Origin of the sequence: Methylosinus sp. LW3, from assembly GCF_000527115.1 — a bacterium.
In the GTDB taxonomy this organism is placed as follows: Bacteria; Pseudomonadota; Alphaproteobacteria; order Rhizobiales; family Beijerinckiaceae; genus Methylosinus.
Window position 1 is genome coordinate 3,928,256 of record NZ_AZUO01000001.1, and the last position, 25,413, is coordinate 3,953,668.

Below are 25,413 nucleotides of genomic sequence, written 5' to 3' on the forward strand. Positions count from 1 at the left end.
GAAGCGGCCACGAGCTGCGAGACGCCCCGGACATTACCGACTTTGGCGCGAGGCGAGCGCCGCGCAGCAAAGCTCTTGCTTGCCAATCGAGCCGTGTGACGGCAATTTCAGCTCGACGAAGAGGTTCGGTGGATTCACGCAGGAGCATTCTCCGGCCGGACGAAAGGACATGGGAAAATCCGAAATCATGATCACGGATGATGGGATTGCCGACGCTGGCGAAAGAAATGAAGGATCTCTGCTCGGGCTCGGGACGGGGCGCCTCGACCGCCGGTCGTTTCTGTTCGGCTCCGCCGCCGGTCTCGGCGCGCTGGGACTCGCCGGTTGCGCGACCTCCGACCGCGTGATCCCGGCCGAGGTGGCGAAGCTCTACGGGCCGCTGCCCCATGAGAAGTTCCCGATTCCCGCGGTCGATCTTCGCAAGGTCGATCCCAAATTCTATCGCCAGACGGTGCGCTACGACACCAAGGAAGCGCCCGGCACGATTATCGTCGATCCCAGCAATTACTTTGTCTACCGTATCGAAGGCGACGGAAACGCCACCCGCTACGGCGCCAATGTCGGCCGCGCCGGCTTCCTGTGGAGCGGCGAAACCTATGTCGGACGCAAGGCCGAATGGCCTGTCTGGACGCCGCCCAAGGAGATGATCCAGCGCCAGCCGGAGGCGCGCAAATATGCCAGCGGCATGCCGGGAGGTCTGGACAATCCGCTCGGCTCCCGCGCGCTCTATCTCTATCGGAACGGCGTCTATACGGTCTACACGATCTACAGCACCAGCGACCCAGAGACGATCGGGACCGGCGTTACGAGCGGCTGCACCGGCCTCCTCAGTCAGGACATGATCGACCTCTATTCACGAACGCCGATCAAGACGAAAGTGGTGATCCTGCCGGCATAGCCTGCGATCGCTCATTCCAGCGCCGCAGCGCGCCGATTTAGCGCGCCTCGCCGTGATTTCTCTGCGTTTCCGACACTTCGGCGCAGAGGCCGGCGCCCATGATGATCTGCGCAATTCATTTGTTTCTATTTATTTCGAATATATTTCTGATCGAGCCATTTTATTTCTGATCCGTGTGGCTCGTGTGAATCTCGCCTCCGTCGCTTCGCCTCGCCTCGAGGCCGCGTTCGAGCACATGGCCCCCCGAAACGACTGAAATAACAGAATGAAACGATAGCATCGGCGCGCCGGAATATTGCGCGCGACGGCATGCCGCCTCTGTCGCGGCGCCATGAGTGAACACTTGGACAGCCATGAGTGAACTCTTGGGCAACCATAGCAAATTTGTCGCACCCAGAGTGATTTCGATCGAATTCAAAGAAACGTTGCGAGACTGTCATGTCGGCTCCTTAACGGCTCGTCCCCAGCCGAAAGCGAAAGCGCAGGCGAAAGCGTTTCCAGCCGAATGTGGAGGCCGGCTCGGCGTTGGAATCGCGTTGAAACAATGACTCGGCCTTTTCCTGCATTGCCGCGAGCAGCGGGACGAGTCTGGGGTCGAGAGCTGGGGTTATGGGATGTCCAAACATAGGCTGAATACGCAGGCTTCTGCGTTCGTGCTCGGTTTCATCGTAGCGGCGGCCCCACCGCTTCAAGCTATTGCGCAGACGGATATCGGCGCCTTGACGGTCGTGTCGCGCCAGGCGAAGCCGAAAAAGGCGAAAGCCGTCGCAAAGGCGCATATGCGCCATGTTCCGGCCGTCGCCCGGACGAGCGGCGGCAATGCAGGCGCTGCTCATGGCGCCGCGCAAGTCGCCGCTGCGGCGCCGGTGGCGGCTGCAGGCGCTTCGAAGCTTCCCGTATTCGCCTCCAGCGCCGTCGGCTCCAAGGCGCCTCCCGGCTCGGCTCCCGCGCTCGCGCCTTCGCAGGCGCCGCTCGACGCGATCGAGCCGACTTCGATCGTGAGCGACAAAGTCATTCGCGACATGATCCAGCCGAGCGCGGATCTGAACGAGATCATCAAATATACGCCCGGCGCCGTCGCCACCGCCAACAATGGCCTCATCGGCGACACCAATAAGGGCGGCTGGCGCGGCTTCACCGACGGCCAGTACAATGTCACCTTCGACGGAATTCCGTTCGGCGACGAGAACAATCCCTCGCACCACTCGGCCTCTTATTTCCCGAGCGGCTTCATCGGCGGCGCGACCGTCGATCGCGGTCCCGGCCCGGCCTCCCAGACGGGCTATGCGACCTTCGGCGGCACGCTGGCGCTGCGCTCGCTCGAGCTTTCCGACAAATTCGGCGGCAGCATCGAAAATTCCTACGGCAGCTACAGCACTTTCGTGACCACCGAGACCTTGCAGTCAGGCCTCGACAAGACGACGGGCGTGCGCGCGCTGGTGCAATATTCGCACTCCGACACCGCCGGCGCGCAGCAGTATGGAACGGTCGAGCAGAATGGCTGGCTGATGAAGGCCGATCGCGATTTCGGCTTCGTCAATGTGACATTGTTCGGCAATTACAGCCGAGAGCACTATCGCAATGTCAGCAGCATCACCTATCCGCAGTATTTCGCCGCGGGCTCGCATTACGGCGCCGTCGGCTCCGATCCGACGTCGCAGCAATATTTCGGCAACAACGTGTCCGAGAAGCAGACGGACATGGAGTATGTGAATCTGAAGTGGGACGCCTTCGGCATAAGCTTCAACAACAAATCCTACACCTACTCCTATTGGTATCCCTGGTATCAGCGCAATTCCGCCGATCAGACCGTGGAAGGCTCCGCGCTCTATGGCGTGCAGCCCAAGGCGACGGGCATCAATCTGCCCAAGCAGCATGATCTCGGCTTCCTGCAGATCAATAATTATCGCGCCTGGGGCAATATGTTCGACGCGAAATATGATGTCGCGGCGGGCTATGCGAGCGGCGAGCTGCGCACTGGCGTCTGGTGGGAGCGCGGCGACAATTGGCGCCGGCAGTTCTACACGGACTATACGAATGGCGTCGATTTTCCGTCGATCGCCACCTCGGTCTCGCAATATCAGAGCTCCTATAAGCTCGATCTCGCCTCGCATTATCAGAATGTGCAGCCCTGGCTCGAATATGAGTGGCGCCCGATCGACGGCCTCTCCATCACGCCCGGCTATAAATTCGTGTCCTTCGATCGCAATCATACGGCGCGCATCAATCAGACGACGCTCACGCCGCTCTATTACGACCATACCTATCGCGCTGGTCTGCCCTTCCTCTCCGTGCGCTATAAGGTTCTGCCGGAGCTGGCCGTCTATGGACAGGCGTCGCGCGGCTTTCTGGTTCCGACGGTCTCGGCCTATTATGTCGTCAATCCGGATTCGAACAATATCCAGCCGCAGACGACGACCAACTTCCAGCTCGGCGCCGTCTACAAGACCGAGAAGCTCGCCGCCGATATCGCCATCTATCAGGTCACGGCGAACAACTTCCCGATCGTCATCACCAACGCCGACAAGACGCAGAACTATCAGAACGGCGGAACGGCGCGCTATCGCGGCGTCGAGATGGAGCTCACCTATCAGCTGATGGAGGGCCTCGCGCTCACCGCCAATGGCTCCATCTCGGACGCGCGCTTCCTCGAGGGCCAATATGCCGGGCTCTATGTCGGCGCCGCGCCGCGCTACACGGCCGTCGGCGGCGTCGTCTATGACGACGGGCAGTTCTTCGGCTCGCTGCTGCACAAGCAGGTCGGCGACCAATGGGGCGCCGTCGGCCAGCGCTCATGGGCGTCGATCTACGCTTCCGGCCTCACCAATCCGACGCTCAACTATATCCCGTCCTACGCCTCGACCGATCTCGTCGTCGGCGCGCGTGGCCAATGGCTGAAGGAATGGGGCCATGACAATAAGATCGAGGTGAAGCTCGGCGTCAATAATATCGCCGACAATCGCTCGGTCACGGCCATAGCCGGCGATCCGACCGGCCTTCTCTCGGTCGCCAACACCAAGCTGACCTATTCCTTCCAGGCGGGTCGGCTGTTCTATGGCGCGCTGAAGGTCGATTTCTGATCGTCATGCACAGATTTCCGCCCGGCCGCGCGAGCGGCCGGGCGTTTCGTAATCGAAACGTTGCGTAGAGGCGCCATGCGAGTTCTTCCAGAAAGGGAGCCTCGGGCGCCCGCTGGAGATGAGCTCAGATGGAAGCCATATCGATTTCGCCGGTCTCGCTGTTCATGCAGGCGGGAGTTGTCGGCAAATTCGTGATGATCGCGCTCGGCGTCGCCTCGCTCTGGGGCTGGGCGATCATCATCGAGGTCGCCGTGCTGGCGACGCGCCTGCGCAAGGCGATCCGCGAGGCGCAGAACGGAGGCCATCCGCCGCTGCTCGCGCCTGTGATGGCCGAGGCGGCGCGCGCCGCCCGCGTCATGGTGCCGGGGGAAAGCGTCGGCGAGCGCCGGGCGCGCATCGTCGAGACCACGGGCCGCGCCGCGCGCAAGCTGCTCGTCGCCACGGAAGCGGGCCTGCCCAATCTCGCCGTCATCTCTTCTGTCGCGCCCTTCGTCGGCCTGTTCGGCACGGTGTGGGGCATTATGACGAGCTTCGTCGGCATCGCCGACTCGCAGGACACCAGCCTCGCCGTCGTCGCGCCGGGCATAGCCGAGGCGCTCGCCGCCACCGCCTATGGCCTAGCCGCCGCCATTCCTGCGGCCATCGGCTTCAACCGCCTCGGCGGCACGCTGGCGCATACGGGCGAAGCGCTCAGCGATCATGTGGAGGAGCACGCCATCACGCTCGTCGGCGGCGTCGAGAGCGATGGCGCGCGCCGCATCGCGGAGGCCGCTTAAATGGCTTTTTCCGCCAAGCGCGGCTCCGGCGGCTTCCAGCCCCTCGCCGACATCAATGTGACGCCGCTCGTCGATGTGATGCTGGTGCTGCTCGTCATCTTCATGATCACCGCGCCGATGATGGCGCAGGGCATGAAGGTCGACCTTCCCCAGGCGCGCTCCGCCAAGCCCGTCAATCCCAAGGAGCCCGTGGTCATCACCGTCGCCAAGGACGGACGGCTGATGCTGGGGCCGGACGAGATTCCGCTCGACCGCATCGTCGAAGCGGTGCGCGCCAAGATCAATGGCGATCTCTCTCATGTCATCCATCTGCGCGGCGACAAGGAGTCCTCGCTCGGCGATCTGGTGACGCTGATGGACGCTCTTTCGTCCAATGGCATGACCCATATCGCCATTCTGTCGATGCAGGCGAAGCACGCGAAAGCCGAAGCGAAAGGCGCCGCGAAATGACCTATGTCGCCGAGCCCGAGCAATTTCCGCAATTGCGTCCGCGCTGGCTGCGGCCGGTCGCGGGCGCCGCGCCGCCGCTCGTCTATCTCGCCATCTTCGGCCTTCTCGCCATGACGACGGTGGAGCCGCCGAGCTCGACGGCGGACAGTTTCGATCTCGCCTATGTGCAGGACGGCGACGCCGCGCAGCAGGCCAGCGCCGACACCGCGCCCGACGAGCTGGCGCACAACATGGACAGCACGATCGCTCAGGAGGCCGCCGAGGCGCAAATGGCGGAAGCGCCGAAGGCTTCGGCGCCCGACGCGCCGACCGCGCTCGCCATGGCCGCGCCGAAAATTCGCGCCCCCGACGCTCTGGAGCTGCCCGAGGACGAGCCGCGCGAGGAAGAGCGCAAGCCGACGCTCGAGCAGCGGCGCGAGCATTCCAGCGAGCAGACGCCCGCTCCGACGGCGGACGGCAAGGTGCAGCGCGAGGCGACAGCGGCCGCGCAGGCGTCGGAAGCCTCCTCCTCCTCGGCCGATCGCGTCGGCGCGCTGGACGGGCGCAAGACGCCGAGCGGCGCGACGCGCGCCCGCTATGGCGCGCGGGTCCTCGCCGAAATTCAAAAGCACATGTTCTATCCGCCGCAGGCGCGTCGCAGCGGCGTCAAGGGCGACGCCGTCGTCACTTTCACCGTGGGCGCCGACGGCCATATGATCGAGCGCAAAATCGTCAAATCCGCTGGCGACGAGGCGCTCGACCACGCCGCTCTCGCCATGGTCGAAGCGACTGTCGCGCCGCCGCCGCCCGCTGGCCGCTTCCAGGGCAAGACGACGATCCGTTTCGATATTCGTCACGACCGCTGAGAATAGGGGCGCATCTCGTACGCCGGCGTTTCACGGCAGAGAATGCGGTCCCGCGCCGGAGCTCCGCGCGGCCGCGAAAGCGCTGCTGGCCGCCGAGCGCTTTGCGACTGCGGTTCGGTCCGAATCGCAGTCGCTTTTCGATTCGACGCCGCGCCTCTCGAATAGAGACGATTTGCATTTCAACGCTATAAAGCCCGCCCGCCGAAACGCCGGGCCTGGAGCCGCCTCGGCTTCGATCGCCGGATCGACGAAGCGTCGCGCCCGTTCTCGCCGCTCGAAGACGCCGTAGCAGGCGCAGGCGCTTGCCATGCGGCCCGTGACCGAGGAAGACTTCGGCCTCGCTCTCGCTTTGCGGGAGCATGTCCGGTCGATACGCAGGGAGCGGCGCCCATGCGAATTCTCTTGGTGGAAGATCAGAGCGAGCTCGCGGGAGAAATCCGGCGGCGAATGCGGCGCGACGGCTTCGCGGTGGATCATGTCGGCTCGGTGGGCGATGCGCTGGAGGCGTTGCGGGCGCATTCTTACGCCGTCGCCATGCTGGATCGGCGACTGCCGGATGGGGATGGTCTCGCCATCGTCCCGGAGATCAGACGGCGCCAGCCCGGCAGCCGCGTGCTGGTCCTCTCCGCGCTGGATGCGGTGGACGAGCGGATCAACGGCCTCGACGCCGGCGCCGACGATTATCTCACCAAGCCCTTCGATCTCGACGAGATGATGGCGCGCATTCGCGCGGCCTTGCGCCGTCCGGGCGCCGACTCCGCCCCGCCGATCCGCGTCGGCGCGCTGGAGTTCGACCTTGGAACGCGCGCCGTCGCCATCGACGGCCGGCCCGCCGTGTTCCATCATCGCGAGCTGGCTCTGCTCGAGGGGCTCGTGCGCCGCGCGGGCCGTGTCGCGGAGCGCGAGGCTCTGGCCTCGGAGATTTGGGGCTTCGACGAGCCTGTGCAGTCGCATGCGCTGACGATCATCGTCTCCCGCGTGCGCGCGCGCCTGCAAAAGCTCGAGGCGCGGGTGGACATTCATATGGTGCGCGGCGTCGGCTATTTTCTCTGCGAGACGGAGGAATGAGGCCGCCGCCCTCGCTCACGCGCCGATTGATCGTCGATCTGTCCTATATGCAGCTCATCGCCATCGTCGTCGCATGGCTCGGAACGACGGCGCTCGGCGGGCTCGGCATCGTCGGCGCCAATGATTATTGGCTCGATGAATTCTACAGCTATTACTATATTCGCGATCTGGTCTTGCAATCGATCGTGCGGGATGCGGACGGAACGCTCCATATCGAGCCCAATGAGACGCTCCGCGACGAGATGCGCCGAACCCCGACATTGCGTTACGCCGCCATGGAGTCGATCCGCGGACCGGCGCTCCCCGGCTCTTTCGAGGACATCTCCGCGGCGCTCATCGGGATCACTTCGGTGGAGACGCGCGGGCTCGACTTTTTCTTCATCTCCGATGCGGGCCGTCGCACGGCGGCCTCCGCCTGGCGCTGGAAGGCTCCGACAGGGAACTTGTTCATCGCCTCTGGCGGCATGACCTTCAATTGGAAGGATGTCGTCTACGCTTTTCGAAACGAGCTCGTCTCCCAGAGCCTCTATCTCGCGGTGGTGTTCTCCGTTTCGGCGGCGGTCGCCTGGCTCGCCGTGCGACGCAGCCTCGCCCCTTTGCGGCGCGCGGCGGAAGCGGCCGAACGCATCGATCTCGAATCGCTCGGCCAAGGCCTATGCGTCGATGATGCGCCGAGCGAGATCCGCCCGCTCGTCGATGCGGTGAATCGAACGCTGAAGCGTCTCGACGCCAGCGTCGCGCGCATGCGGCGCTATACCGCCAACGCCGCGCATCAATTGCGCACGCCGGTCGCGATCCTGCGCGCGCGCCTCGAAAACCCGGAGGAGCGCGGCTTTCGCGTCGATCTCCAGCGCGACACGCGCCGCATTCAACTGATCGTCGAGCAGATGCTCGTCGCCGCACGCTTGACCGAAGGCCAAGCGTCGCCGGATCGAGATCTCGATCTCAGCGCCGTCGCGCGCGGCATCGTCGCCGATTATTCGCCGCTGATCTTCAAGGCCCGCCGTCGCATCGCCTTCGAGGCGCCCACGGCGCCCGTCGCTCTGCGCAGCAATCGCGTCGCGATCGAATGCGCCCTCGCCAATCTCATCGACAATGCGTTGCGCGCCGAGCCGGAGGGCGGGACTGTGCTCGTGCGGGTCGGCGCCGATCGCACGATTCGCGTGATCGATCATGGAGAGGGAGTCGATGAAAAGCATAGGGAGCTCATCTTCGAGCCCTTCTGGCGGCGCGGCGACGAAGCGCCGGGAAACGGTCTCGGCCTCGCCATCGTCGAGGAGCTGATCGAAATGCTCGGCGGCCGCATCGGCGTTGCGACCACGCCGGGGGGCGGGGCGACATTCGTGATGTCCTTCCCGATGCGTCGTGAAGCTCTGGACGAGGACGCACAGGCGCAGCTCTGAGCGGCAACAAAGCAACTGGCCTGCGACGCGACGATCGGTTTCTGAGGCGAGCGCCGCGGACGGAAACGGGGCTCGGGGCGTTTCCGCCGCCGGCCCCGTCCTTCATCTCGCGATTCAGGCTTCCTTCACATCCGGCGGCGTCGCCTCGGCGGCGAGCGCGGCCAGCGCGTCGGCAAGGCTCGCAGAGCTCTGCGCTTGCGAGCCGAGACGGCGGATGGAGACGGTGCGCTCGGCCGCCTCCTTCTTGCCGACGACGAGCAGCGCCGGGACCTTGGCCAGCGAATGCTCGCGGACCTTATAGGTGATCTTCTCATTGCGCAGATCGAGATCGACCGCGAGGCCGAGCTTGCGCGCCTCCGCCGCGACCTCGAGCGCATAATCATCGGCGTCCTGCGTGATGGTGCAGACGACGATCTGCAGCGGCGAGAGCCACAGCGGCAGATGACCGGCGTAATGCTCGATCAATATGCCGGTGAAGCGCTCCAGCGAGCCGAACATGGCGCGGTGAATCATCACCGGCGTCTTCTTCTCGCTGTCCGCGCCGATATAGAAGGCGCCGAAACGCCCCGGCAGATTGAAGTCCACCTGCGTCGTGCCGCATTGCCATTCGCGGCCGATGGCGTCGCGCAGCGTATATTCGAGCTTCGGCCCATAGAAGGCGCCCTCGCCCGGATTGACGCCGGTCTTGAGGCCCCGCGCGGAAAGCTCTTCCAGCACTTTGTGGAGCGCCGCCTCGGCCTTGGCCCAGGCTTCATCAGAGCCGACATGCTTCTCCGGCCGGGTGGAGAGCTTCACCACCACATCGTCGAAGCCGAAGTCCTTATAGATCGTCAGGATGAGGTCGTTGATCTTCAACGCCTCCTCCATGATCTGGTCCTCGTTGCAGAAGATATGCGCATCATCCTGCGTGAAGGCGCGCACGCGCATCATGCCGTGCAGCGCGCCCGACGGCTCATAGCGATGCACAATGCCGAATTCGGCGATTTTCACCGGCAGGTCGCGATAGGACTTCAAGCCGTTCTTGAAGATCTGCACATGGCCGGGGCAGTTCATCGGCTTCAACGCGAAGATGCGCTCGTCCTCAGTTTTCGTGAGGAACATGTTCTCGCGATAGGTCTGCCAATGGCCGGAGGTCTCCCACAAAGCGCGGTCGAGCACCTGCGGCGTGTTCACCTCTTTGTAGCCCGCGGCCTTCTGGCGCCGGCGCATATAGGAGACGAGGCTCTGGAACAGCGCCCAGCCCTTCTCGTGCCAGAAGATCGTGCCCGGCCCCTCTTCCTGAAAATGGAACAGGTCCATCTCGCGCCCGAGGCGCCGATGATCGCGGCGCTCGGCCTCCTCGAGGCGATGCAGATAGGCGTCGAGGTCCTCCTGCTTCGCGAAGGCGGTTCCATAGATGCGCGAGAGCATCGGGTTGTTGTGGTCGCCGCGCCAATAGGCGCCCGCCACCTTCATCAGCTTGAAGGCGGTTCCCACCTTGCCGATCGACGGCAGATGCGGGCCGCGGCACAGGTCGAGCCAATGGCCCTGGCGATAGATCTTCAGATCCTCGCCGCCGGGAATGCTCTCGATCAGCTCACGCTTGAAGGCCTCGCCCTTCGCCGTGAAATAGGTCTTGGCCTGATCGCGGCTCCAGACTTCCTTGGTGATGGCGGCGTCGCGCGCGACGATCTCGCGCATCTTCTTCTCGATCGCCGGCAGATCGTCCGGCGTGAAGGGCTCGGACCGATAGAAATCGTAATAGAAGCCGTTCTCGATCACCGGGCCGATGGTGACCTGCGTGCCGGGAAACAGCTCCTGCACCGCTTCCGCCAGAAGATGCGCGCAATCGTGACGAATCAGCTCCAGCGCGCGCGGGTCCTCGCGGCCGACAAACTCGATTTTGGCGTCGCGGTCGATTCTGTCGACGAGGTCGCGCAGCTCTCCATCGAGAGCCATGGCGACGGTTCGCTTGGCGAGGGAAGGGGAAATGCTCTTGGCGATATCGAGGCCGGACACGCCGGGCTCGAATTGACGGGACGCCCCGTCGGGGAAGGTTACGGCGATCATATGCTCTCCTCATGCGCCCACTCGCCGATACAAGTCGGCGTAAGTCGCTTGCGGCCCGAGATGGGCCGGGGGCATTGATAAGGCAAGCATGTCGCGCTTGGCAATCGCCGGCGCCGGGGCGGATCGGCCGAATGCCGGAAGAGGCGTTTCCACCTCCCCCTCGAGGGGGGAGGTCGAGCGCTGAAGGCGCTCGGGAGGGGGTGACGCCCGAGTCTCGGGGGCACCCCACCCCGTCCAGCGAACGCCCGTCGCAAGCGCCGGGCTATCGCCGGCCACCCCCCTGAAGGGGAGGGTGGAGCGCCCTTTCGGCGGAGTTTCTGTTACTTCAACGCAAAGCCCAACGCCCGCAGCGCCTCCTTCAGCCGGTCGCGGCCGCTGAGGCTCTCCGGGCCGCGCACGCGGGAGAGCGCCTGGCGAATCCAGCCCTGCTCGGGAAGGCCGGCCTCCTTCTGGAAATCGCGGAACTTCTCGTCATAGGTCTTCACCGCCTCGCGCTGCGCCTCGTTCCAGGCATATTGCTCGCGATGCAGAACGGCGCCTTGGCCGAGGCGCGGGCGAACGCCGCCGGCCTTGGCCGGATCGGGACGGCCGACCGCCATGCCGAAGACGGCGAAAACGCCCGGCGGCAGGTCCAGCTCCTTCGCCACTTCCTCCGGCTTGTTGCGGATGCCGCCGATATAGACCCCGCCATAGCCGAGCGATTCCAGCGCGACCAGCGCATTTTGCGCGGCGAGGCCGGCGTCGATCGCCGCGGTGAGGAACATTTCGAGATAGGGCAGCGCCGCCCCGTCGCGGCCCTGCTCCTTGCCGATATTCTCGAGCCGCGAGAGATCGGCGAGCCACAGAAAAAACAAAGGCGCGTCGCGAATATGCTGCTGATTGCCGGCGAGATCGGCGAGGCGGCTCTTGCGCGCCTCGTCCTCCACGGCGACGAGGCTCCACACCTGGAGATTGGAGGAGGTGGCGGCCGATTGCGCGGCGGCCACGACGGTCGCCAGAGTCTCGGCGGGAATTTTTTCCGGCAGATAGGCGCGGATGGACCGATGCGCGAGCAGAAGGTCCAGCGTCTCGTTCCAAACGGGCGGGGTTGGCGAATCGTCGCGGCGATAGCGGGCGCGGATCGCCTCCGCGCCATCGGCCGCGCTCAATTCCCCTTTGGTGATCGGCTTGTTCATATCGTCTCCAGAAAACGCCGCGTGACGCGCGCCCGAGATGCGCGCTCGCGCGCTTTGCGGCATGGTGACGAAAGCCGCCGCAAAAATCCACCCTGGCCCCGCGGGAAAACCGGAAGCCGGCGGGACGAGCCCGGCCCCTCGGCTTATACGGAGAGCGGCGTCGTCCGAGCTGCTCCTTGTGGACAACGCCGGGCAGTTCTGTTAATTCCCCGCGCACGGGTCAGGCGCTCCGTCAGCGCCCGACCGACTATTCTCACCCGCAGCAACGTCTCCAACCGGGGCGCGCGCCGCCTCTAGAAACAGGATCGCTTCGTGCAAGTTCTCGTCCGCGACAATAATGTCGACCAGGCTCTCAAGGCGCTGAAGAAGAAGATGCAGCGCGAAGGTATTTTCCGTGAGATGAAGCTCCGCGGCCATTATGAGAAGCCCTCGGAGAAGCGCGCCCGCGAGAAGGCCGAGGCCGTGCGCCGCGCCCGCAAGCTCGCCCGCAAGAAGCTGCAGCGCGAAGGCCTGCTGCCGATGAAGCCGAAGCCCGCCGTCGGCGGCCGCTGAGCAGAAAGACGCGGGCGCGTCGAAATCTCGCCGAATTGCCCGCTATGATTCGTCTTCGTCGCGCATTCGAAGCGCTTTCAGGGCTTGTCTGAGGAGGTCGGACGGAATGGAATTGCCGCTCGGATCGGCGGTTCGCCGGACGTCCCCCGCATTTTGTCGCCACGCGCCTTTGCGCGCGGGCGTCGTAATCCTGACTCTGCTCGCCCTCTCGGGCTGTGAGACCGCCGGCGTGCTGCGGCCGCCGGGCCGCGGCTTCGCCGAGACCGACGCCGCCGATCCAAGGGCCGCCAACGCCAATATAGAGTCGCTGTCCGAGGTCGTGCGCCGCAATCCCAGCGCCGAGGCCTTCAACACGCGCGGCGTGGCGCTGGCCAAGATCGGCCAGTTCCAGGAGGCGATCGCCGATTTCTCCCAGGCGATCAAGATCGAGCCCAGCAGCGCCGCCGCCTTCACCAATCGCGCCCTCGCCTTCCGCCAGACGGGCCGCAACGATCAGGCGCGGCTCGACTTCGACCGCGCGATCGACGTCAACCCCAATCACGCCCCGGCCTATATCGGCCGCGCCAATCTCTTGCGCGCGCAGGGCAATCTGGAGCAGGCGCTCTCTGACCTCGACCAGGCGATCCGGCTCAATCCCGAGAGCGCACAGGCGTTTCACGCACGCGGGCTGATCCATCAGAAGCGCGGCGACAATCAGCGCGCCGTCACCGATTTCGACAACGCCATCGATCGCGATCCTTTCGCGGCGGCGCCCTATCAGGCGCGCGGCGAGAGCCTCGTGACGATGGGCAATTACGACAAGGCGATCGAGGATTTCAACGCGGCGCTCAATGTCGACAATAGGAGCGCGCCGGCCTGGGCGTGGCTCGGCCTCGCCTATGAGCGCAAGGGCAATCGCCAGAAGGCGAGCGAATCCTATCAGCGCGCTCTGGCGCTCGATCCGCAGCAGCCGATCGCGAAACAGGGCTCCTCGCGCGGCTGAGCCTCAATCGCTCGCCTCGAGACGCCGCGGCGTCGCCAGCGCGGCGTCCACCCAGCGGGCGACGCGCGGGAAGACGTCCGGCAATCCCAGCACCAGATGCTGCCCCCCGGACACGATCACGAAGCGCTTCGGCTCATTGGCGAGATCGAAGAGCTTGCGGCCGAGCGCGATCGGCACCACGCCATCCTTGTCGCCATGCACGATCAGCACGGGAACATGCACGTCGCGAATGGCGAGATCGGAGCGGAACTGATCCAGCATCAGCCAGCGCACCGGCAGAAAGCCATAGCGCGTCTCGGCGACATCGGCCGCCGAGGAGAAGGGCGAGTCGAGCGCCAGCGCCGCCGCCTCCCGCCGCGCGGCGAGCTGCGTCGCGACGCCCGAGCCCAATGATTCGCCGACAATGACGATCCGCTCCGGCCCATAGCCGCGCGCGCGGGCCTCCGCATAGGCGGCCTCGGCGTCGCGAATCAGGCCCTCTTGCGTCGGCGCGCCGCTGGAGCCCGCATAGCCGCGATAGGCGATGGCGAGAAAGCCATAGCCTTCGCCCATGAAAAATCGAAAACGCGCGACCCGATCGACGAGCCCGCCGGCGTTACCGTGGAAATAAAGCAGCACAGGCCGCCCCTCGCGCGGCGGCGCATGCCAGGCGACGATCGTCTCGCCGTCTGAGGTCGCGAGCTTCAGCTCCTCGACGCCGGAGAGCCCCGCCTGCTGCGGCAAGATTTGGCGCGTGTCCGGCAAATATTGCAGGCGCCGCTGAAACAGGCCGAGCGCCGCCGCCGCCAGAACATAGGCTCCGACAGCGACGAGCGCCGCCCATTTCAGCAGCGCGAGCGCCATGGGCGATCAGCCTCCGCTTTCGGCCTTGCGCCGCGCCTCGGCGCGCTCCTCGAGCTTCACCGCGATGAAGCCCGCGACGAGCACGAGAACGGCGCCGGCGACAGAGGCGGCAAATTCGAAATGCGCCGGCGCGGTCCAGCCGAATTTCTCCCAGATCGGATCGCTGGCGATGAGCTCGCCCGAAATCCAGCCGAGCAGGCCCGCGCCCGCCCAGACCAGAATGGGAAAGCGCGACAGCGCCTGCATCAGCAGGCCGGCGCCGAAGACCACGATCGGCACCGACACGGCGAGACCGAAGATGATGAGCGGCATGGAGCCTTCCGCCGCGCCGGCGATGGCGATGACATTGTCGAGCGACATCACCGCATCGGCCATGATGATGGCCGCCACCGCGCCCCAGAGGTCCTCTTTGGCCTCCATATGATGCTCGGTCTCGTCGACGAGCAGCTTGGTGGCGACGCCGAGCAGCATCAGGCCGCCGAGCGCCTTGAGCGCCGGAATCGCCATGAGCTGAATGACCACGAAGGCGAAGGCGATACGCAGCAGCACGCCGCCGCCCGCGCCCAGCAAAATGCCCCATCGTCGCTGCTGTTTCGGGAGCTTGTGACAGGCGAGAGCGATGAGAATCGCATTGTCGCCGGAGAGAAGCAGATCGATCCAGATGATCTCTAAGACTTGGAAGCCGACGGAAAGCTCGTCGCCGTTCATTGACTTGGGTGTCCAACCCTGCCCGAGGGCAGTATGCGCGCGATCATATCGCGCTTCATGGGGCCAACGCCAGCGAGATCGGCAGCGCTTCGCGCTATCGCCGCGTCTTGGCCGCGATATTGGCCGGCGCCGGCGCGCAAGGCGGCATGAATTCGGCGAGCTTCTTCTCATCCGCGCCGGGCGCGTGGGCGTCATGGCCGAGCAGCAGAGGCAGCCAGCCGAGCGCGTCATCCGCATGGGCGTAGACGTCCAGGAGCAGAGGCCCGCTCGGGAGTTCCGCGCGGCGGCAGAACAGCCCGCCCTCGAGATCGAGCGAGCCATGGGCTTTCGCGCCGCTCTCGCGCCAGCGCTTTCCCTCCTCCTGCGCGGCGCGAATGGCGGCGAGATCGCGCCTGTCGGCCTCGAAAACCATCAGTTCGCCGTTCGTCGCCGAGTCGAGTCCGGCGAGAATGGGCCGGTCTTCCGCATGCGCGGCGGCGACGAGGCGAATTGTCAGCACCCGCTTCGCCGTCTCCTCGTCCTCGCGCCAATAGGTCACGACGACGCGCGCGCTCGTCGGCGTCGGCTCGAGCCAATCGGGCGCGCGCAAGGCGACGCGGAGCGGCGCGACATCGGCGGTCGAGAGATCGAAGGAGCGCAGCTTCCACTGCGTGGAGAGCGGAACGCCGTTGCAGGCCGAAAGAAAAAGAGCAGAGGCGAGCGCGAGAGACGGGAGGCCGCGGGTCATGGATCGCTTCCTGTTGTTCGATGATATTTTCATATTTGACATTAAAAATAATATGCGTCAAATTGTTTCCATCGCGCATGTCGGCAATTTTTGCCGACGCGGCCGAAAAGGCGAAAAGGATAGAATCCATGACCGACGCCACCGCATTCCAAGACCCGCGTCTTTCCGCGCTGCGGGCGCGCATCGGCTGGATCTGCCAGACGATTCGCGCGCTCGTCATTTTCTTCACGGCGGCCGATCTGCTCGCTATGCTGACCTTCTGGGCCGATCCCGGAAAGGTCGAGCGCCATTATCGCGAGCTGTTGCAGATCGACGTTTCGGGCGCTTCGCAAGGCCAATATGCGGCGGCGACAGCGCTGAGCCTCGTCGTCTGGGTCTTCGCCGCCGTCATCTGCTTTTGCCTGTGGCGCGTGTTCAGCCTCTATCTCGAGGGCGGCGTCTTCTCCACGGAGGCGGCGCTATGGCTGCGGCGCGCGGGCGTCATCGGACTGTTCACAGTCCTTCTGGACGTGGCGATGCGCTCCGCGATCATTCTGGCCATCGCCGCGCATCTTCCGTACGCGCAGAGCCATCACGGCTACATAAGGCTCGAGGATCTGCTGAATGTCATCTTTCTGCTGATGCTGATCGCCATAGCCCATATCTTCAAGACCGCCGCCGACATCGCCGGCGAGCATGCGCAATTCGTGTGAGCGCCATGGCGATCGTGGTCAATCTCGACGTGATGCTCGCGCGGCGCAAAATGCGCTCGCGCGATCTCGCGCAACGCATCGGCATCGCCGAGCAGAATGTGAGCCTTTTGAAATCCGGCAAGGTGAAAGGAATTCGCTTCGATACGCTGGAGAAGATCTGCGAGGTCTTGGACTGCCAGCCGGGCGACATTCTGGAATATCGGCCGGAGGCGGAGGGAAAGGGAGGTTGATTTGTTCACATTGGCGCGCGTAGCAGTTTCCTGCTACCGCGGCTACTTACGGACGGAACTCGTTTGGCTCACGTTAGCTTGGAAATAGCATTGCGCCGAATTGTGTAGAGGAAAGCGAATGGAATATCTCGGAAGCCACCTGGAATATTTTGCGGCGAGGTGGTTCGGCACTCTCGCAGTCACGGGGATTATTTGGGGTGTCGCGACGTACCGCTTTGGGTGGAGGCCAACCCTGTGCATGTCGGTTACGGCCTTTCCTGGCTTCTTGCTGCAAACCGCCATGATCTTTTTGATATTCGACGCCTTCGTTATCAGAACATTCTACGATATGCCATTCCTTGCAGCGCTCATACGCGCTCTGCCTCTGCTCTTATTAGGACTATCAGCAACCCTCATTTATGGATTCCTCTTCAACTGGATTCCTTTTCTCGTGTTCGTTTACCTGCTCATCGGTTGGGCGCGGAGAACAGGACGATGGGATCGATGGAGCGCTTCCTCGATCCTCACTTATTCGACGATGCTTTTGAGCTATGTGATGACGCAAGCTTTCTTGAATGCAGAACATTGAGAGCACAATGATGGCCAGAAGCGAACGAGACGATCAATTATCCGCCATACATAATTAGGCCGACTTTCGGAGACGTCATGAGCGCGGACAATGAGCGAACGGCGAGGCTGGAAGCGCGTCTCGGATCGGAGGCGCTGGCCATGATCGAACGCGCCGCCGAAATTCAAGGCCGCAGCGTCGGTGATTTCGTGGTCGTCGCCGCGCTGGAAGCGGCGCTGCGCACGATCGCGGAAACACAGATCATCCGTCTCTCGTTGGAAGATCAGCGAATTTTCGCTGATGCCGTCCTCGACCCGCCGACGCCGGCGCCGGGGCTGCTGCGCGCCGCCGACGCCTATCGCCGTCTCGTCGAGGCTCCGAAGTGACCGCGGATTACCGCTCTCACTTCAAGAACACGTAGATATCCACCTCGAGCCCATCGTCATCGCTGGTCTTCAATTCGGTGAGATATTCCTCGACGAACAGATTTTTCGTGTCGAGGCCCTTCTCGTCCAGAAAGGCGGTGATCGCCTCATAGGTCGAGTCGATCTCCTCATAAGGCCCGCGATGCTGGAATTTCAGCGCCTTGCCGGCGGGCGAGGCGCCGGCCTCGACGCCATGCTCGAACTTGGCCTTGGCCTCGGGCGGGCGCGTCAGCGGCAGCATGGCCTCGAAATGAAAGCCATTGTCATCCGTCTCGGTGAAGGCGACCAGCGGGCGGCCGTCCACGGTGAGGCCGGTCTTGGAGGCGGCGATGCGCAGATTGGCGATGGCCTCGGAAAGCGTTTTGAGCCCGTCCGCCCATGTGCCCTGCCCGCGCAATTTGAGGACGGGCCGGGCGATGATATCGGTCGCCTGACCGGCGATGGCGTCGGCTTGCGCCTGCGCCTCCGCCTCGGCCTGAGAGGGCTCGTTGAGGTCCAGCGTCGGCTTCGGCGCGACGGGGCTGTCCGGCGCGGACTTTTGCGGCGTCTCCGCCGCGACCTGCGCGCTCGGCGCCGGAACGACGGCGGTGGGGGTGGGCGAAGTGGATGTCGCGCCGAAAAAGGCTCCCGCGACGACGGCGAGAACGGCCAGACCCGCGACAAAGGGCCAAGCGCGCTTCAATCTCTGCGTGAAGCCCTCATCGCTCGAATTGCTCATGGGTCTCGTCCTCTTGAAAGCGCGGGCGCCGGCCATAGCGTCGCGATTCGATTCTCTATATACGCCTGTAACAGGAAATGAACGGCATGATGACCAGCCCGCTCGCCGGCCTCCCGATCTTTCGCATGAACGGGATCGGCAATGAAATCCTCGTTCTCGACTTGCGCAGCGCGGGCCTCGAGGTCGCGCCCGCCGAGGCGCGCGCCATCGCCCGCGCCCCTGGCCTGCGCTTCGACCAGCTGATGGTCCTGCATGCGCCGCGCCATGCGGACGCGAACGCCTATATGCGCATCTACAATACCGACGGCTCGCTCTCCGCCGCCTGCGGCAATGGCACGCGCTGCGTCGCCTATGTGCTCGGCCGCGCCGGGGAAGGCGAGGCGCTGACGCTGGAGACCGACGCCGGCCCGGTGCGCACATGGCGCGCGGGCGAGACGCGCTTTACCGTCGATATGGGCGCGCCTCGACTCGGCTGGCGGGACATACCGCTCGCCGCCGAAGCCCCCGATACGAGAAATGTGCCGCTCGCGCCTGAAGTCCAGGGGGCGCCCGCCGCCTTTTCGGCTGTCAACATGGGCAATCCGCATGCGGTCTTCTTCGTCGCGGACCCACTGTCCATGGATCTCGCGACGCTCGGGCCGCAGCTCGAGCATCACAAGCTCTTTCCCGAGCGCGCCAATATCTCCTTCGCCAAGATCATCGCGCCGGACGAGATTTTGCTGCGCGTCTGGGAGCGCGGCACGGGCGAGACGCGCGCCTGCGGCTCGGCCGCCTGCGCGACGCTGGTGGCGGCCGCCCGCGCCGGCCTCTCCGCCCGCGAGGCCCGCATTCGCCTGCCGGGGGGCGAGCTCGTCATCGCTTGGGGGACGGACGATCATGTGATGATGACCGGCGACGTCGAGCTCGAATTCGAGACGGCGCTGGAAGCCGGCTACTTCGCCGAGCTGGACGCGTGACCGCCGCGGTCGACATCGTCACCTTCGGCTGCCGCCTCAATTACGTCGATTCCGAGCGGCTGCTGCGCGAGGCGCGCGCCGGCGCGCAAAACGAGCGCGTCATCGTCAATACTTGCGCCGTGACCGCCGAGGCGACGCGTCAGGCGCGCCAGACGATCCGCCGCCTGAAGCGCGAGCGGCCGACGGCCGAGATCGTGGTCGCCGGCTGCGCGGCGCGCATCGACCCGCAGAGCTTCGCCGCAATGGATGGCGTCACGCGCGTGCTGACCGAGCCAGGCGAGACGCGCGCCGACAGCGCCGCCGAGGGGCAGACGCGCGCCTTTCTCGCCGTGCAGAACGGCTGCGATCATAGCTGCACTTTCTGCATCATTCCCCTCGGCCGCGGCCCCTCGCGCTCCATCGCGCCGAGCGAGGTCGTCGCCGAGGCGCGGCGGCTGGTCGAGAGCGGCAAGCGCGAGATCGTGCTGACCGGCGTCGATCTCACCAGCTATGCCGCCGAGGGCGTTACGCTCGGCGGCCTCGCGCGCGCGCTGTTGCGGGAATTGCCGCAGCTCGAACGGCTGCGGCTCTCCTCCATCGACTGCATAGAGGCGGACGCCGCGCTTTTCGATTGCATGAGCGCGGAGCCGCGTTTGATGCCGCATCTGCATCTCTCGCTGCAATCGGGCGACGATCTGATTTTGAAGCGCATGAAGCGCCGCCATTCGCGCGCGGACGCCATTCGCTTTTGCGCCGAGCTGCGCGCGGCGCGGCCGGATATCGTCTTCGGCGCCGATTTCATCACCGGCTTTCCCACCGAGACGGAAGACATGTTCGCCCGCACGCTCGCTCTCGTCGAGGAGTGCGGGCTGACGCATCTGCATGTCTTCCCCTATTCGCCGCGTCCGGGGACGCCGGCGGCGCTGATGCCGCAAGTGAATGGCGCATTGGTGAAGGAGCGCGCCGCCCGCCTGCGCGCGGCCGGAGAAGCGGCGCTCGGGCGCCATCTCGACGCGCAGATCGGCAAGACGTTGCGCGTGCTGACGGAAAAAGGCGGCATGGCCCACGCCGAAGATTTCACAGCCCTGCGCACGCCCGGCGCAGAGGCGGGGCGCATGCTGGACATGCGCGTGACGGGGCATGACGGGAAGGCGCTGAGCGGGCGAATGATCTAGGCCGCGAACCCATAAAACCGAATGACCGAGATGGGGTGGATAGCTGCCGCTAGGAAGTGTTGCGTTTCCAATACGTGTCGTCCGCCGCAAGCCGAACGCGATCCCAAATTTCATCGCTCATCTCGAACTGCCACGCACCACCGAGAACCCAAGCCATTCGCCGATCTAGGCGCGCTTCGCTTTCGAACCTATCGATATAGTCTCGGCCATGGAACGAGAGCAAGTCTTCGACGGGGCCTGCAGCAAGTGCGCAGCACACCGCCTGCGCTTCCGTTGCGGCTTCGTCGTAAAAGTCTGCCTCCGGGTAGGCTTTCACGATCAACATGATCGTGTCCCACGTGAGTTCCGGCTCCTCTCGCGGGAAGTCCGACAATAAAAACTGCGCCAGACCGTTCGACGCGTCACTTCCAACGCTCCCTCGGCAGGCTATCCAATCGGCTGCAAGCTCGTTTGGGGTGGGATTCGTCCAAGTCATGTACGAAAGCCTGTTGCAACATCTGTGTTCGCAAGGGGGACGAATGCGGACTGACGACTTTCATATCGCGCAAATATCTGATTCAGCGTCGGCGTGAGCCCATACGAATGGCGCATGACCCATCCACTGCTACCCAACGAGCCGCGAGGCGTGCCGCGCGTCGATGACCGCCGCGCTCTAAACGGCATATTCTGGACGCTGCGGTCGGGTGCGCCGTGGCGCGACTTGCCCGAGCGCGTCCTTCGCTCGCGACCGCGTGCTGCTTCAGCCATTCATTCAGCTGCCGCCGAAAAACATGCTTGGGCGGATCGAGCCGCACGAGTGCATGAAATCTCGCCCCGCGCTCTATTTCTCCCATAGAAGCTTCTTCTTCAGCAGCGCTCTCAGCTCGTCATTGGGCGGTGGCGGCCGGTCCAGCGCCGTTTCGAACTCCGCGAAGTCTTTTTCACTCAGCACGAACAGACGTTGGTCGAGCAATATGTCGACCGCATGCTGTCGAGCGCTCGCCGTAATGAACTCGCTGCGCGTCTTGCCGATGAGCGACGCCGCCGTGTCGATCAGATTGCGTGTCGTCGTCGACATGCGCACATTCACTGTGGAATCATGCCGTTCTCTGGCCGGTGCGGCGGCCTGCTTCGACGCCTCGGTCGCCATTCGGCTCTCCTCTACGATCAACCTAATGAAAAGTGTGAGTAGGGACAACGTCAACACAAAATGACGTTCGTCACGGCGCCTTATAGACAATCCGATACACCGCCCCATTCTGATCGTCCGTCACCAGCAGCGATCCGTCCGGCAGCTCCGCCACATCCACGGGCCGGCCGAGATATTGCGGATCGCCATCGTTCCAGCCTTCCGCGAAAGGCTCGCTGACGCCGCGCTTTCCCTCCGGGCCGACGCGGGTGAACATCATGCGCGCGCCGACCGGCATTGTGCGGTCCCAGGAGCCGTGCTGCGCAGAGAAAATCCCGCCGCGATAATAGGGCGGGAAGGCCGAGCCGCGATAGAAGGTCATGCCGAGATCGGCGGCGTGCGGCGCCTCCTCCACTTGCGGAAAGACGACGCCCTCCGGCGGCGTATCGCGCGAATATTCGTCAGTTCGCACATGGCCGCCGCCATACCAGGGAAAGCCGAAATGCAGCCCCGCCCGCGGCGCGCGATTCAGCTCGCCGGGCGGCGTGTCGTCGCCCATGCGATCCACCTGATTGTCGGTGAACCATAGCGTCCCATCCGAAGGATCGAAATCCATGCCCACCGAATTGCGAATGCCGCGCGCAAAAACCTCGCGGCCGGAGCCGTCGCGATTCATGCGGATTATGCCGCCCATGCCGATGCGTTCGAACAGCTCGAGCTTGTCGCGCGGCGTGACGTTATAGGGCTGGCCCAGCGAGACATAGAGCTTGCCGTCCGGCCCGATGCGGCAGACGCGCGTCGTGTGATTGGCGCTCTGCTCGGCGACGGGGATGAGCCCGCCTTGCGGCGCGAGGCTGCGCGCATCCTTCCAGGCGAGCCGGCGCCAGTCCTTCTCGGCTGAAGCGAAGCTCGAAACGCGATTCTGCTCGACAACGAACAATGTTCCATCCTCGTCGAAGCAGAGCCCATGCGGAATCACGAAAGGCGCGTCCGCGGCGAAAGTCTCGACAGAGGCGGCGCGCTCGCCGCCCGGCGTCAGCACATGAATGCGGCTCGCATCCGTGCCCACGAAAATCGCCTCGCCGCGCGGACCGATGGCGAGCGTGCGCGCATGCGGAACCAGCGCATAGAGGGAAATGGAAAACCCCTCCGGCAGTTGAATGCGGCGCAGGTCCTTTTCGATTTGCTTGGCCTCGGCCTCCGCCGAAGGCACGGCATGGGCGGCGAGCGAGGTCGTCGCGCACAGAAAGAGGCAAAGAAAGAATCGGGCGATCATGGAGGAATCTCCGGGGCGGCCGCGCCTCTTAAGAAAGATAGGGGAGCAACCCGCCGCCGGCGCGCCGATTATTTAGCCCGGGTATTATTGACTCGACAAATTTATCATGGGTATAAATAGCGCATGGAAAAAGACGCTCTCTCCCGCCTGTCGCGGCCCTGCGCCGCTTTCGCCGATGGCCGCATGCTGGCCGCCGGCCCGCTGGTAGAGGTCGCCTTGGCGGTGAAGAACGCCGATGCGGCCGATGGTTATATCCTCACTTTCGATGACGCCACCGGCGAGGTGGTCGATCTCGATCTGCGCGGCGCCAAGCCGGAGATCATCGCGCGCCTCGCCGCCGCCCCGCCGGCCGGGCAGCGCAGCGACGCCGCGCCGGAGGAAGGCGCGGAGGAAGGCGCGCGCGGTCGCGGACGGCCCAAGCTCGGCGTGGTGGCGCGTGAGGTCACGCTGCTGCCGCGCCATTGGGACTGGCTCGCCGCGCAGCCGGGCGGCGCTTCGGCGACGCTGCGCCGCCTCGTCGAGACTGCGCGCCGCGAGGGCGGCGCCGAGAGCCAAAAGCGCGAGGCGCGCGAGGCCGCCTATCGATTTCTCGCCGCCGTCGCCGGAAATCTCCCCGGCTATGAGGAGGCGCTGCGTGCGCTCTTCGCCGGCGACGCGGCGCGATTCGAATCGCTCATGGCCGATTGGCCGCAGGATGTGCGCGCCTATGCGCTACGCCTCGCCGAAAGCGGCGGCGCGTGAGCGGAACGACGACGACACGGTGGCCGCGGCTTGCAATGGCGCGATCGGGAGCGCATGTAACGCGCGACACCCGTTTCCGGCGACGAGGATTTAAATGCCGCTCTACGCCTATAGCTGCAATTCCTGCGACAATGAATTCGAGACATTGGTTCGCTCGGACGATATTCCCGCCTGTCCGGCCTGCGGCGGCGTCGAATTGACACGCCAGCTCTCGCTGATCGCCAAGCCGGCGAGCGGCGGCGAGACCGAGGCCTCCTGCGCCTCCATGGGCGGAGGGGGCGGCTGCGGAGCCTCCTGCCCCGCTTTCGCCGACTGCGGGTGAGCGCGAATTTCAGGCGTTCGCCGCGAATAGTTCTATATCGACGGTTGACTTCGTCGAGGAGAGTGAGATTCTTTCGGCGTCGGCCCTCCGCCGGGTAGCCCCGGGGGAAATGACGGCTTACGCCGCTTTCTCTCGCGCATCGGATCGGATCGGAAGACGATCGAATTCATCCTGAAGGGAGAACATCCATTCGCCGTCCAATGAAGAGCACCGCGGCCCCACAGAAAGAGGGTCCGCGCATCAACCGGGAGATTCGCGCGCGCGAGGTGCAACTGATCGACTCGGAAGGCAAGAACCACGGCGTGGTTCCGTTTGTCGACGCCCTCTCTCTGGCGGAAACGGCTGCGCTCGATCTCGTCGAGATCGCGCCCAATTCCGAGCCGCCGGTCTGCAAAATTCTCGATTACGGCAGATTTCGATTTCTCGAGCAGAAAAAGGCCGCCGAGGCCCGCAAGAAGCAGAAGATCGTCGAGGTCAAGGAGATCAAGCTCCGTCCCGGCATCGACGAGCACGACTATGATGTGAAGATGAAAGCCGTGCAGCGCTTCTTCGAGGAGGGCGACAAGGTCAAGGTCACATTGCGTTTTCGTGGTCGCGAGATCGCGCATCAGGATATCGGCTACCGTCTGATGACTCGCGTCAAGGCGGAGACGGCGACCATCGCCAAGGTCGAGCTCGAGCCGTCCATGGAAGGCCGGCAGATGATCATGGTGCTGGCGCCGCGCTGACGCGGCTTCGGGCGGGGCCTCGATCCGCACTTGCCGAGGCCGCGTCTTTCAGTCTTTGTTGTCTTTCATGTCCAACGTCTCCCTCCGCGCGATTCTCTCCGGCGCGGCGCTTCTTTCGGCGCTCCCCGCCACGACCGGCGCCATCGCTCAGATGGCGCTGCCGGGCGCGGTCGCGCCGGCGCCGGCGGGTTCTGTCGCGGCCCCCGTCGAGCCCGGCTCCAAGCCCAAGCCCCGCGCCGCCGTGACGCCCGTCGCGCCCAAGCTGCCGAGCGAGGAGACGATCGTCGGACGCATCCTCTATCAAGATGGCGAGGCGCGCGGCTCGATCGAGCTGCAACGGCGTGGCGGCGCGCTCGAGGTCGCGCGGCTGTCGCTTGTGGGCGATCGGCTGACGCGCTCCGGGGAAACCTGCCGCATCGAGGTGTCCGAGCCCTTGCGCCTGACGCCGCGGCAGACGACCAGCGGGCTTCTTCGCTATGAGGTGGAATTTCCCGCCTGCCCCTTCGGCTTCGACGCGCTCGACGGCGCAATTCTGGTCAGCTCCGAGGGCAGGGCATGCGAGCTGAAGCAGGCCGATTGCCGCGCCGACCCCAATGGACTCTGGGGCATGGGGGCCGGCGAGTTCGACCCCAAGCGGGCCGGCGAAATGCTGACGACGCGCGCGCGCATAGATCAGACCGTTCGCAATGATTACAAAGCGCTCTACGACAAGATGAAATCCGAAAAGGGCCAGCGCAAGGAGCTCGTCCGCGAGCAGGCCGGCTTTTCCGCGCGCCGCGAGGAAATTTGCCGCTCCTATGTGCAGGAGGCGGATTTCGGCTATTGCGCGCTGCGCGTGACAGAGGCGCGCGCCCTCACGCTCGGCACGCAGCTGGCGAGCGGCTTCAAAAAGACGGCGGAAGCCGAGGGGAAGAAGAAGAAGCGCTGAGGCTCGGATTTGCGCTGGCACAAAAGACTCGG

27 protein-coding genes and 2 pseudogenes are annotated in these 25,413 nt (G+C 64.7%); 20 read left to right on the forward strand and 9 right to left on the reverse strand.

All coding sequences use genetic code 11. The annotated features are described in order from the left end of the window. Nucleotides 1-187: 187 nt before the first annotated feature. The 7 genes from METLW3_RS0119815 (at nucleotide 188) to METLW3_RS0119860 (ending at nucleotide 8,520) form a co-directional block, all read left to right on the forward strand. Nucleotides 188-898, forward strand: a complete 711-nt coding sequence (locus METLW3_RS0119815) for a L,D-transpeptidase (protein WP_024881551.1) — start codon at nucleotides 188-190, stop codon at nucleotides 896-898. Nucleotides 899-1,626: 728 nt separating this feature from the next. Beyond that, nucleotides 1,627-3,978, forward strand: a complete 2,352-nt coding sequence (locus METLW3_RS0119830; protein ID WP_245267451.1) for a TonB-dependent receptor — start codon at nucleotides 1,627-1,629, stop codon at nucleotides 3,976-3,978. Between the two features lie 128 nt (nucleotides 3,979-4,106). After that, on the forward strand, nucleotides 4,107-4,754 hold the full coding sequence (locus METLW3_RS0119835; RefSeq protein ID WP_024881554.1) for a MotA/TolQ/ExbB proton channel family protein: 648 nt from the start codon (nucleotides 4,107-4,109) through the stop codon (nucleotides 4,752-4,754). Beyond that, a complete protein-coding gene (locus tag METLW3_RS0119840; RefSeq protein ID WP_024881555.1) occupies nucleotides 4,755-5,204 on the forward strand; it encodes a biopolymer transporter ExbD in 450 nt (149 codons plus the stop codon). Then, entirely contained in the window at nucleotides 5,201-6,049 is an 849-nt protein-coding gene (locus METLW3_RS0119845) for an energy transducer TonB (RefSeq protein WP_024881556.1), read from the forward strand. The genes METLW3_RS0119840 and METLW3_RS0119845 overlap by 4 nt, the downstream gene beginning before the upstream one ends. A 390-nt stretch (nucleotides 6,050-6,439) precedes the next feature. Continuing rightward, on the forward strand, nucleotides 6,440-7,117 hold the full coding sequence (locus METLW3_RS0119855; RefSeq protein WP_024881558.1) for a response regulator transcription factor: 678 nt from the start codon (nucleotides 6,440-6,442) through the stop codon (nucleotides 7,115-7,117). Continuing rightward, the gene (locus METLW3_RS0119860; protein ID WP_024881559.1) at nucleotides 7,114-8,520 is read left to right on the forward strand and encodes a HAMP domain-containing sensor histidine kinase; all 1,407 of its coding nucleotides are present in this window, start codon (nucleotides 7,114-7,116) and stop codon (nucleotides 8,518-8,520) included. Before METLW3_RS0119855 ends, METLW3_RS0119860 begins: the two co-directional genes overlap by 4 nt. Nucleotides 8,521-8,634: 114 nt before the next feature. On the opposite strand, the gene thrS is transcribed toward METLW3_RS0119860, so the two are convergent. Together thrS and METLW3_RS0119870 are read right to left on the reverse strand one after the other, a co-directional pair. After that, nucleotides 8,635-10,569, reverse strand: coding sequence for a threonine--tRNA ligase (thrS, locus tag METLW3_RS0119865; protein ID WP_024881560.1), 1,935 nt, complete (start codon nucleotides 10,567-10,569; stop codon nucleotides 8,635-8,637). A gap of 320 nt (nucleotides 10,570-10,889) precedes the next feature. After that, nucleotides 10,890-11,744, reverse strand: coding sequence for a nitroreductase family protein (locus METLW3_RS0119870; protein ID WP_024881561.1), 855 nt, complete (start codon nucleotides 11,742-11,744; stop codon nucleotides 10,890-10,892). A 312-nt stretch (nucleotides 11,745-12,056) separates the two neighbouring features. Between METLW3_RS0119870 and rpsU the strand changes: the two are divergent. Together rpsU and METLW3_RS0119880 are read left to right on the forward strand one after the other, a co-directional pair. Then, a pseudogene (gene rpsU, locus METLW3_RS0119875) lies at nucleotides 12,057-12,278 on the forward strand (30S ribosomal protein S21); the annotation flags it as partial. A 124-nt stretch (nucleotides 12,279-12,402) separates the two neighbouring features. Continuing rightward, nucleotides 12,403-13,278: a tetratricopeptide repeat protein gene (locus METLW3_RS0119880; protein WP_024881563.1), complete on the forward strand. Its 876-nt coding sequence runs from the start codon at nucleotides 12,403-12,405 to the stop codon at nucleotides 13,276-13,278. A 3-nt stretch (nucleotides 13,279-13,281) separates the two neighbouring features. Here the strand turns inward: METLW3_RS0119880 and METLW3_RS0119885 are convergent, their stop codons facing one another. The 3 genes from METLW3_RS0119885 to METLW3_RS27035 form a co-directional block, all read right to left on the reverse strand. Next, complete coding sequence (locus METLW3_RS0119885) at nucleotides 13,282-14,121, reverse strand: alpha/beta hydrolase (RefSeq protein WP_024881564.1); 840 nt, start codon at nucleotides 14,119-14,121, stop codon at nucleotides 13,282-13,284. Between the two features lie 6 nt (nucleotides 14,122-14,127). Then, nucleotides 14,128-14,829, reverse strand: coding sequence for a TerC family protein (locus METLW3_RS0119890; protein WP_024881565.1), 702 nt, complete (start codon nucleotides 14,827-14,829; stop codon nucleotides 14,128-14,130). A 94-nt stretch (nucleotides 14,830-14,923) separates the two neighbouring features. Continuing rightward, nucleotides 14,924-15,556 (reverse strand): hypothetical protein, encoded by a 633-nt coding sequence (locus METLW3_RS27035; RefSeq protein WP_024881566.1) that lies wholly within the window; start codon nucleotides 15,554-15,556, stop codon nucleotides 14,924-14,926. Nucleotides 15,557-15,684: 128 nt separating this feature from the next. Between METLW3_RS27035 and METLW3_RS0119900 the strand changes: the two genes are divergently transcribed. From METLW3_RS0119900 to METLW3_RS0119915, 4 genes are all read left to right on the forward strand, one after another. Further along, nucleotides 15,685-16,248, forward strand: a complete 564-nt coding sequence (locus METLW3_RS0119900) for a DUF2975 domain-containing protein (protein WP_036309846.1) — start codon at nucleotides 15,685-15,687, stop codon at nucleotides 16,246-16,248. A gap of 5 nt (nucleotides 16,249-16,253) precedes the next feature. Beyond that, entirely contained in the window at nucleotides 16,254-16,478 is a 225-nt protein-coding gene (locus METLW3_RS0119905; protein ID WP_024881568.1) for a helix-turn-helix transcriptional regulator, read from the forward strand. A 118-nt stretch (nucleotides 16,479-16,596) separates the two neighbouring features. Next, on the forward strand, nucleotides 16,597-17,046 hold the full coding sequence (locus METLW3_RS0119910; RefSeq protein ID WP_024881569.1) for a hypothetical protein: 450 nt from the start codon (nucleotides 16,597-16,599) through the stop codon (nucleotides 17,044-17,046). A 77-nt stretch (nucleotides 17,047-17,123) separates the two neighbouring features. After that, on the forward strand, nucleotides 17,124-17,411 hold the full coding sequence (locus tag METLW3_RS0119915; RefSeq protein ID WP_024881570.1) for a DUF1778 domain-containing protein: 288 nt from the start codon (nucleotides 17,124-17,126) through the stop codon (nucleotides 17,409-17,411). A gap of 16 nt (nucleotides 17,412-17,427) precedes the next feature. On the opposite strand, the gene METLW3_RS0119920 is transcribed toward METLW3_RS0119915, so the two are convergent. After that, the gene (locus METLW3_RS0119920; RefSeq protein WP_036309848.1) at nucleotides 17,428-18,168 is read right to left on the reverse strand and encodes a GyrI-like domain-containing protein; all 741 of its coding nucleotides are present in this window, start codon (nucleotides 18,166-18,168) and stop codon (nucleotides 17,428-17,430) included. An 89-nt stretch (nucleotides 18,169-18,257) separates the two neighbouring features. Here METLW3_RS0119920 and dapF point away from each other — a divergent pair, with 89 nt between their 5' ends. Both dapF and METLW3_RS0119930 read left to right on the forward strand, forming a co-directional pair. After that, nucleotides 18,258-19,124, forward strand: coding sequence for a diaminopimelate epimerase (gene dapF, locus METLW3_RS0119925; protein WP_024881572.1), 867 nt, complete (start codon nucleotides 18,258-18,260; stop codon nucleotides 19,122-19,124). Beyond that, nucleotides 19,121-20,278 carry a MiaB/RimO family radical SAM methylthiotransferase gene (locus tag METLW3_RS0119930; protein ID WP_024881573.1) on the forward strand — a complete coding sequence of 386 codons (1,158 nt, stop codon included), beginning with the start codon at nucleotides 19,121-19,123 and terminating at the stop codon, nucleotides 20,276-20,278. Before dapF ends, METLW3_RS0119930 begins: the two co-directional genes overlap by 4 nt. A gap of 49 nt (nucleotides 20,279-20,327) precedes the next feature. Here the strand turns inward: METLW3_RS0119930 and METLW3_RS0119935 are convergent, their stop codons facing one another. Beyond that, nucleotides 20,328-20,753, reverse strand: a complete 426-nt coding sequence (locus tag METLW3_RS0119935) for a DUF6869 domain-containing protein (protein ID WP_024881574.1) — start codon at nucleotides 20,751-20,753, stop codon at nucleotides 20,328-20,330. Between the two features lie 114 nt (nucleotides 20,754-20,867). Here METLW3_RS0119935 and METLW3_RS27680 point away from each other — a divergent pair. Continuing rightward, a pseudogene (locus tag METLW3_RS27680) lies at nucleotides 20,868-20,990 on the forward strand (transposase); the annotation flags it as partial. Between the two features lie 108 nt (nucleotides 20,991-21,098). On the opposite strand, the gene METLW3_RS0119940 reads toward METLW3_RS27680, so the two are convergent. Together METLW3_RS0119940 and METLW3_RS0119945 are read right to left on the reverse strand one after the other, a co-directional pair. Next, on the reverse strand, nucleotides 21,099-21,407 hold the full coding sequence (locus METLW3_RS0119940) for a DUF1778 domain-containing protein (RefSeq protein WP_024881575.1): 309 nt from the start codon (nucleotides 21,405-21,407) through the stop codon (nucleotides 21,099-21,101). 70 nt (nucleotides 21,408-21,477) lie between these two features. Further along, the gene (locus tag METLW3_RS0119945) at nucleotides 21,478-22,662 is read right to left on the reverse strand and encodes a PQQ-dependent sugar dehydrogenase (protein WP_024881576.1); all 1,185 of its coding nucleotides are present in this window, start codon (nucleotides 22,660-22,662) and stop codon (nucleotides 21,478-21,480) included. Nucleotides 22,663-22,785: 123 nt separating this feature from the next. Here METLW3_RS0119945 and METLW3_RS0119950 point away from each other — a divergent pair, with 123 nt between their 5' ends. The 4 genes from METLW3_RS0119950 to METLW3_RS0119970 all read left to right on the forward strand — a co-directional run bounded on the left by METLW3_RS0119950 (nucleotide 22,786) and on the right by METLW3_RS0119970 (nucleotide 25,381). Then, entirely contained in the window at nucleotides 22,786-23,403 is a 618-nt protein-coding gene (locus tag METLW3_RS0119950) for a DUF2239 family protein (RefSeq protein WP_024881577.1), read from the forward strand. 94 nt (nucleotides 23,404-23,497) lie between these two features. Continuing rightward, a complete protein-coding gene (locus METLW3_RS0119955; RefSeq protein ID WP_024881578.1) occupies nucleotides 23,498-23,725 on the forward strand; it encodes a zinc ribbon domain-containing protein in 228 nt (75 codons plus the stop codon). Nucleotides 23,726-23,925: 200 nt separating this feature from the next. Further along, on the forward strand, nucleotides 23,926-24,453 hold the full coding sequence (infC, locus tag METLW3_RS0119965; RefSeq protein ID WP_024881579.1) for a translation initiation factor IF-3: 528 nt from the start codon (nucleotides 23,926-23,928) through the stop codon (nucleotides 24,451-24,453). A gap of 67 nt (nucleotides 24,454-24,520) precedes the next feature. Continuing rightward, complete coding sequence (locus tag METLW3_RS0119970) at nucleotides 24,521-25,381, forward strand: hypothetical protein (RefSeq protein ID WP_245267425.1); 861 nt, start codon at nucleotides 24,521-24,523, stop codon at nucleotides 25,379-25,381. The last annotated feature ends 32 nt before the right edge of the window (nucleotides 25,382-25,413 follow it).

Bases quoted from the DNA above. Each gene is read 5' to 3' on its own strand.
- METLW3_RS0119815 (WP_024881551.1), top strand. From the start codon at position 188: ATGATCACGGATGATGGGATTGCCGACGCTGGCGAAAGAAATGAAGGA.
- METLW3_RS0119835 (WP_024881554.1), top strand. From the start codon at position 4,107: ATGGAAGCCATATCGATTTCGCCGGTCTCGCTGTTCATGCAGGCGGGA.
- METLW3_RS0119840 (WP_024881555.1), top strand. From the start codon at position 4,755: ATGGCTTTTTCCGCCAAGCGCGGCTCCGGCGGCTTCCAGCCCCTCGCC.
- METLW3_RS0119845 (WP_024881556.1), top strand. From the start codon at position 5,201: ATGACCTATGTCGCCGAGCCCGAGCAATTTCCGCAATTGCGTCCGCGC.
- METLW3_RS0119855 (WP_024881558.1), top strand. From the start codon at position 6,440: ATGCGAATTCTCTTGGTGGAAGATCAGAGCGAGCTCGCGGGAGAAATC.
- METLW3_RS0119860 (WP_024881559.1), top strand. From the start codon at position 7,114: ATGAGGCCGCCGCCCTCGCTCACGCGCCGATTGATCGTCGATCTGTCC.
- thrS (WP_024881560.1), bottom strand. From the start codon at position 10,569: ATGATCGCCGTAACCTTCCCCGACGGGGCGTCCCGTCAATTCGAGCCC.
- METLW3_RS0119870 (WP_024881561.1), bottom strand. From the start codon at position 11,744: ATGAACAAGCCGATCACCAAAGGGGAATTGAGCGCGGCCGATGGCGCG.
- METLW3_RS0119880 (WP_024881563.1), top strand. From the start codon at position 12,403: ATGGAATTGCCGCTCGGATCGGCGGTTCGCCGGACGTCCCCCGCATTT.
- METLW3_RS0119885 (WP_024881564.1), bottom strand. From the start codon at position 14,121: ATGGCGCTCGCGCTGCTGAAATGGGCGGCGCTCGTCGCTGTCGGAGCC.
- METLW3_RS0119890 (WP_024881565.1), bottom strand. From the start codon at position 14,829: ATGAACGGCGACGAGCTTTCCGTCGGCTTCCAAGTCTTAGAGATCATC.
- METLW3_RS27035 (WP_024881566.1), bottom strand. From the start codon at position 15,556: ATGACCCGCGGCCTCCCGTCTCTCGCGCTCGCCTCTGCTCTTTTTCTT.
- METLW3_RS0119900 (WP_036309846.1), top strand. From the start codon at position 15,685: ATGACCGACGCCACCGCATTCCAAGACCCGCGTCTTTCCGCGCTGCGG.
- METLW3_RS0119905 (WP_024881568.1), top strand. From the start codon at position 16,254: ATGGCGATCGTGGTCAATCTCGACGTGATGCTCGCGCGGCGCAAAATG.
- METLW3_RS0119910 (WP_024881569.1), top strand. From the start codon at position 16,597: ATGGAATATCTCGGAAGCCACCTGGAATATTTTGCGGCGAGGTGGTTC.
- METLW3_RS0119915 (WP_024881570.1), top strand. From the start codon at position 17,124: ATGAGCGCGGACAATGAGCGAACGGCGAGGCTGGAAGCGCGTCTCGGA.
- METLW3_RS0119920 (WP_036309848.1), bottom strand. From the start codon at position 18,168: ATGAGCAATTCGAGCGATGAGGGCTTCACGCAGAGATTGAAGCGCGCT.
- dapF (WP_024881572.1), top strand. From the start codon at position 18,258: ATGACCAGCCCGCTCGCCGGCCTCCCGATCTTTCGCATGAACGGGATC.
- METLW3_RS0119935 (WP_024881574.1), bottom strand. From the start codon at position 20,753: ATGACTTGGACGAATCCCACCCCAAACGAGCTTGCAGCCGATTGGATA.
- METLW3_RS0119940 (WP_024881575.1), bottom strand. From the start codon at position 21,407: ATGGCGACCGAGGCGTCGAAGCAGGCCGCCGCACCGGCCAGAGAACGG.
- METLW3_RS0119945 (WP_024881576.1), bottom strand. From the start codon at position 22,662: ATGATCGCCCGATTCTTTCTTTGCCTCTTTCTGTGCGCGACGACCTCG.
- METLW3_RS0119950 (WP_024881577.1), top strand. From the start codon at position 22,786: ATGGAAAAAGACGCTCTCTCCCGCCTGTCGCGGCCCTGCGCCGCTTTC.
- METLW3_RS0119955 (WP_024881578.1), top strand. From the start codon at position 23,498: ATGCCGCTCTACGCCTATAGCTGCAATTCCTGCGACAATGAATTCGAG.
- infC (WP_024881579.1), top strand. From the start codon at position 23,926: ATGAAGAGCACCGCGGCCCCACAGAAAGAGGGTCCGCGCATCAACCGG.
- METLW3_RS0119970 (WP_245267425.1), top strand. From the start codon at position 24,521: ATGTCCAACGTCTCCCTCCGCGCGATTCTCTCCGGCGCGGCGCTTCTT.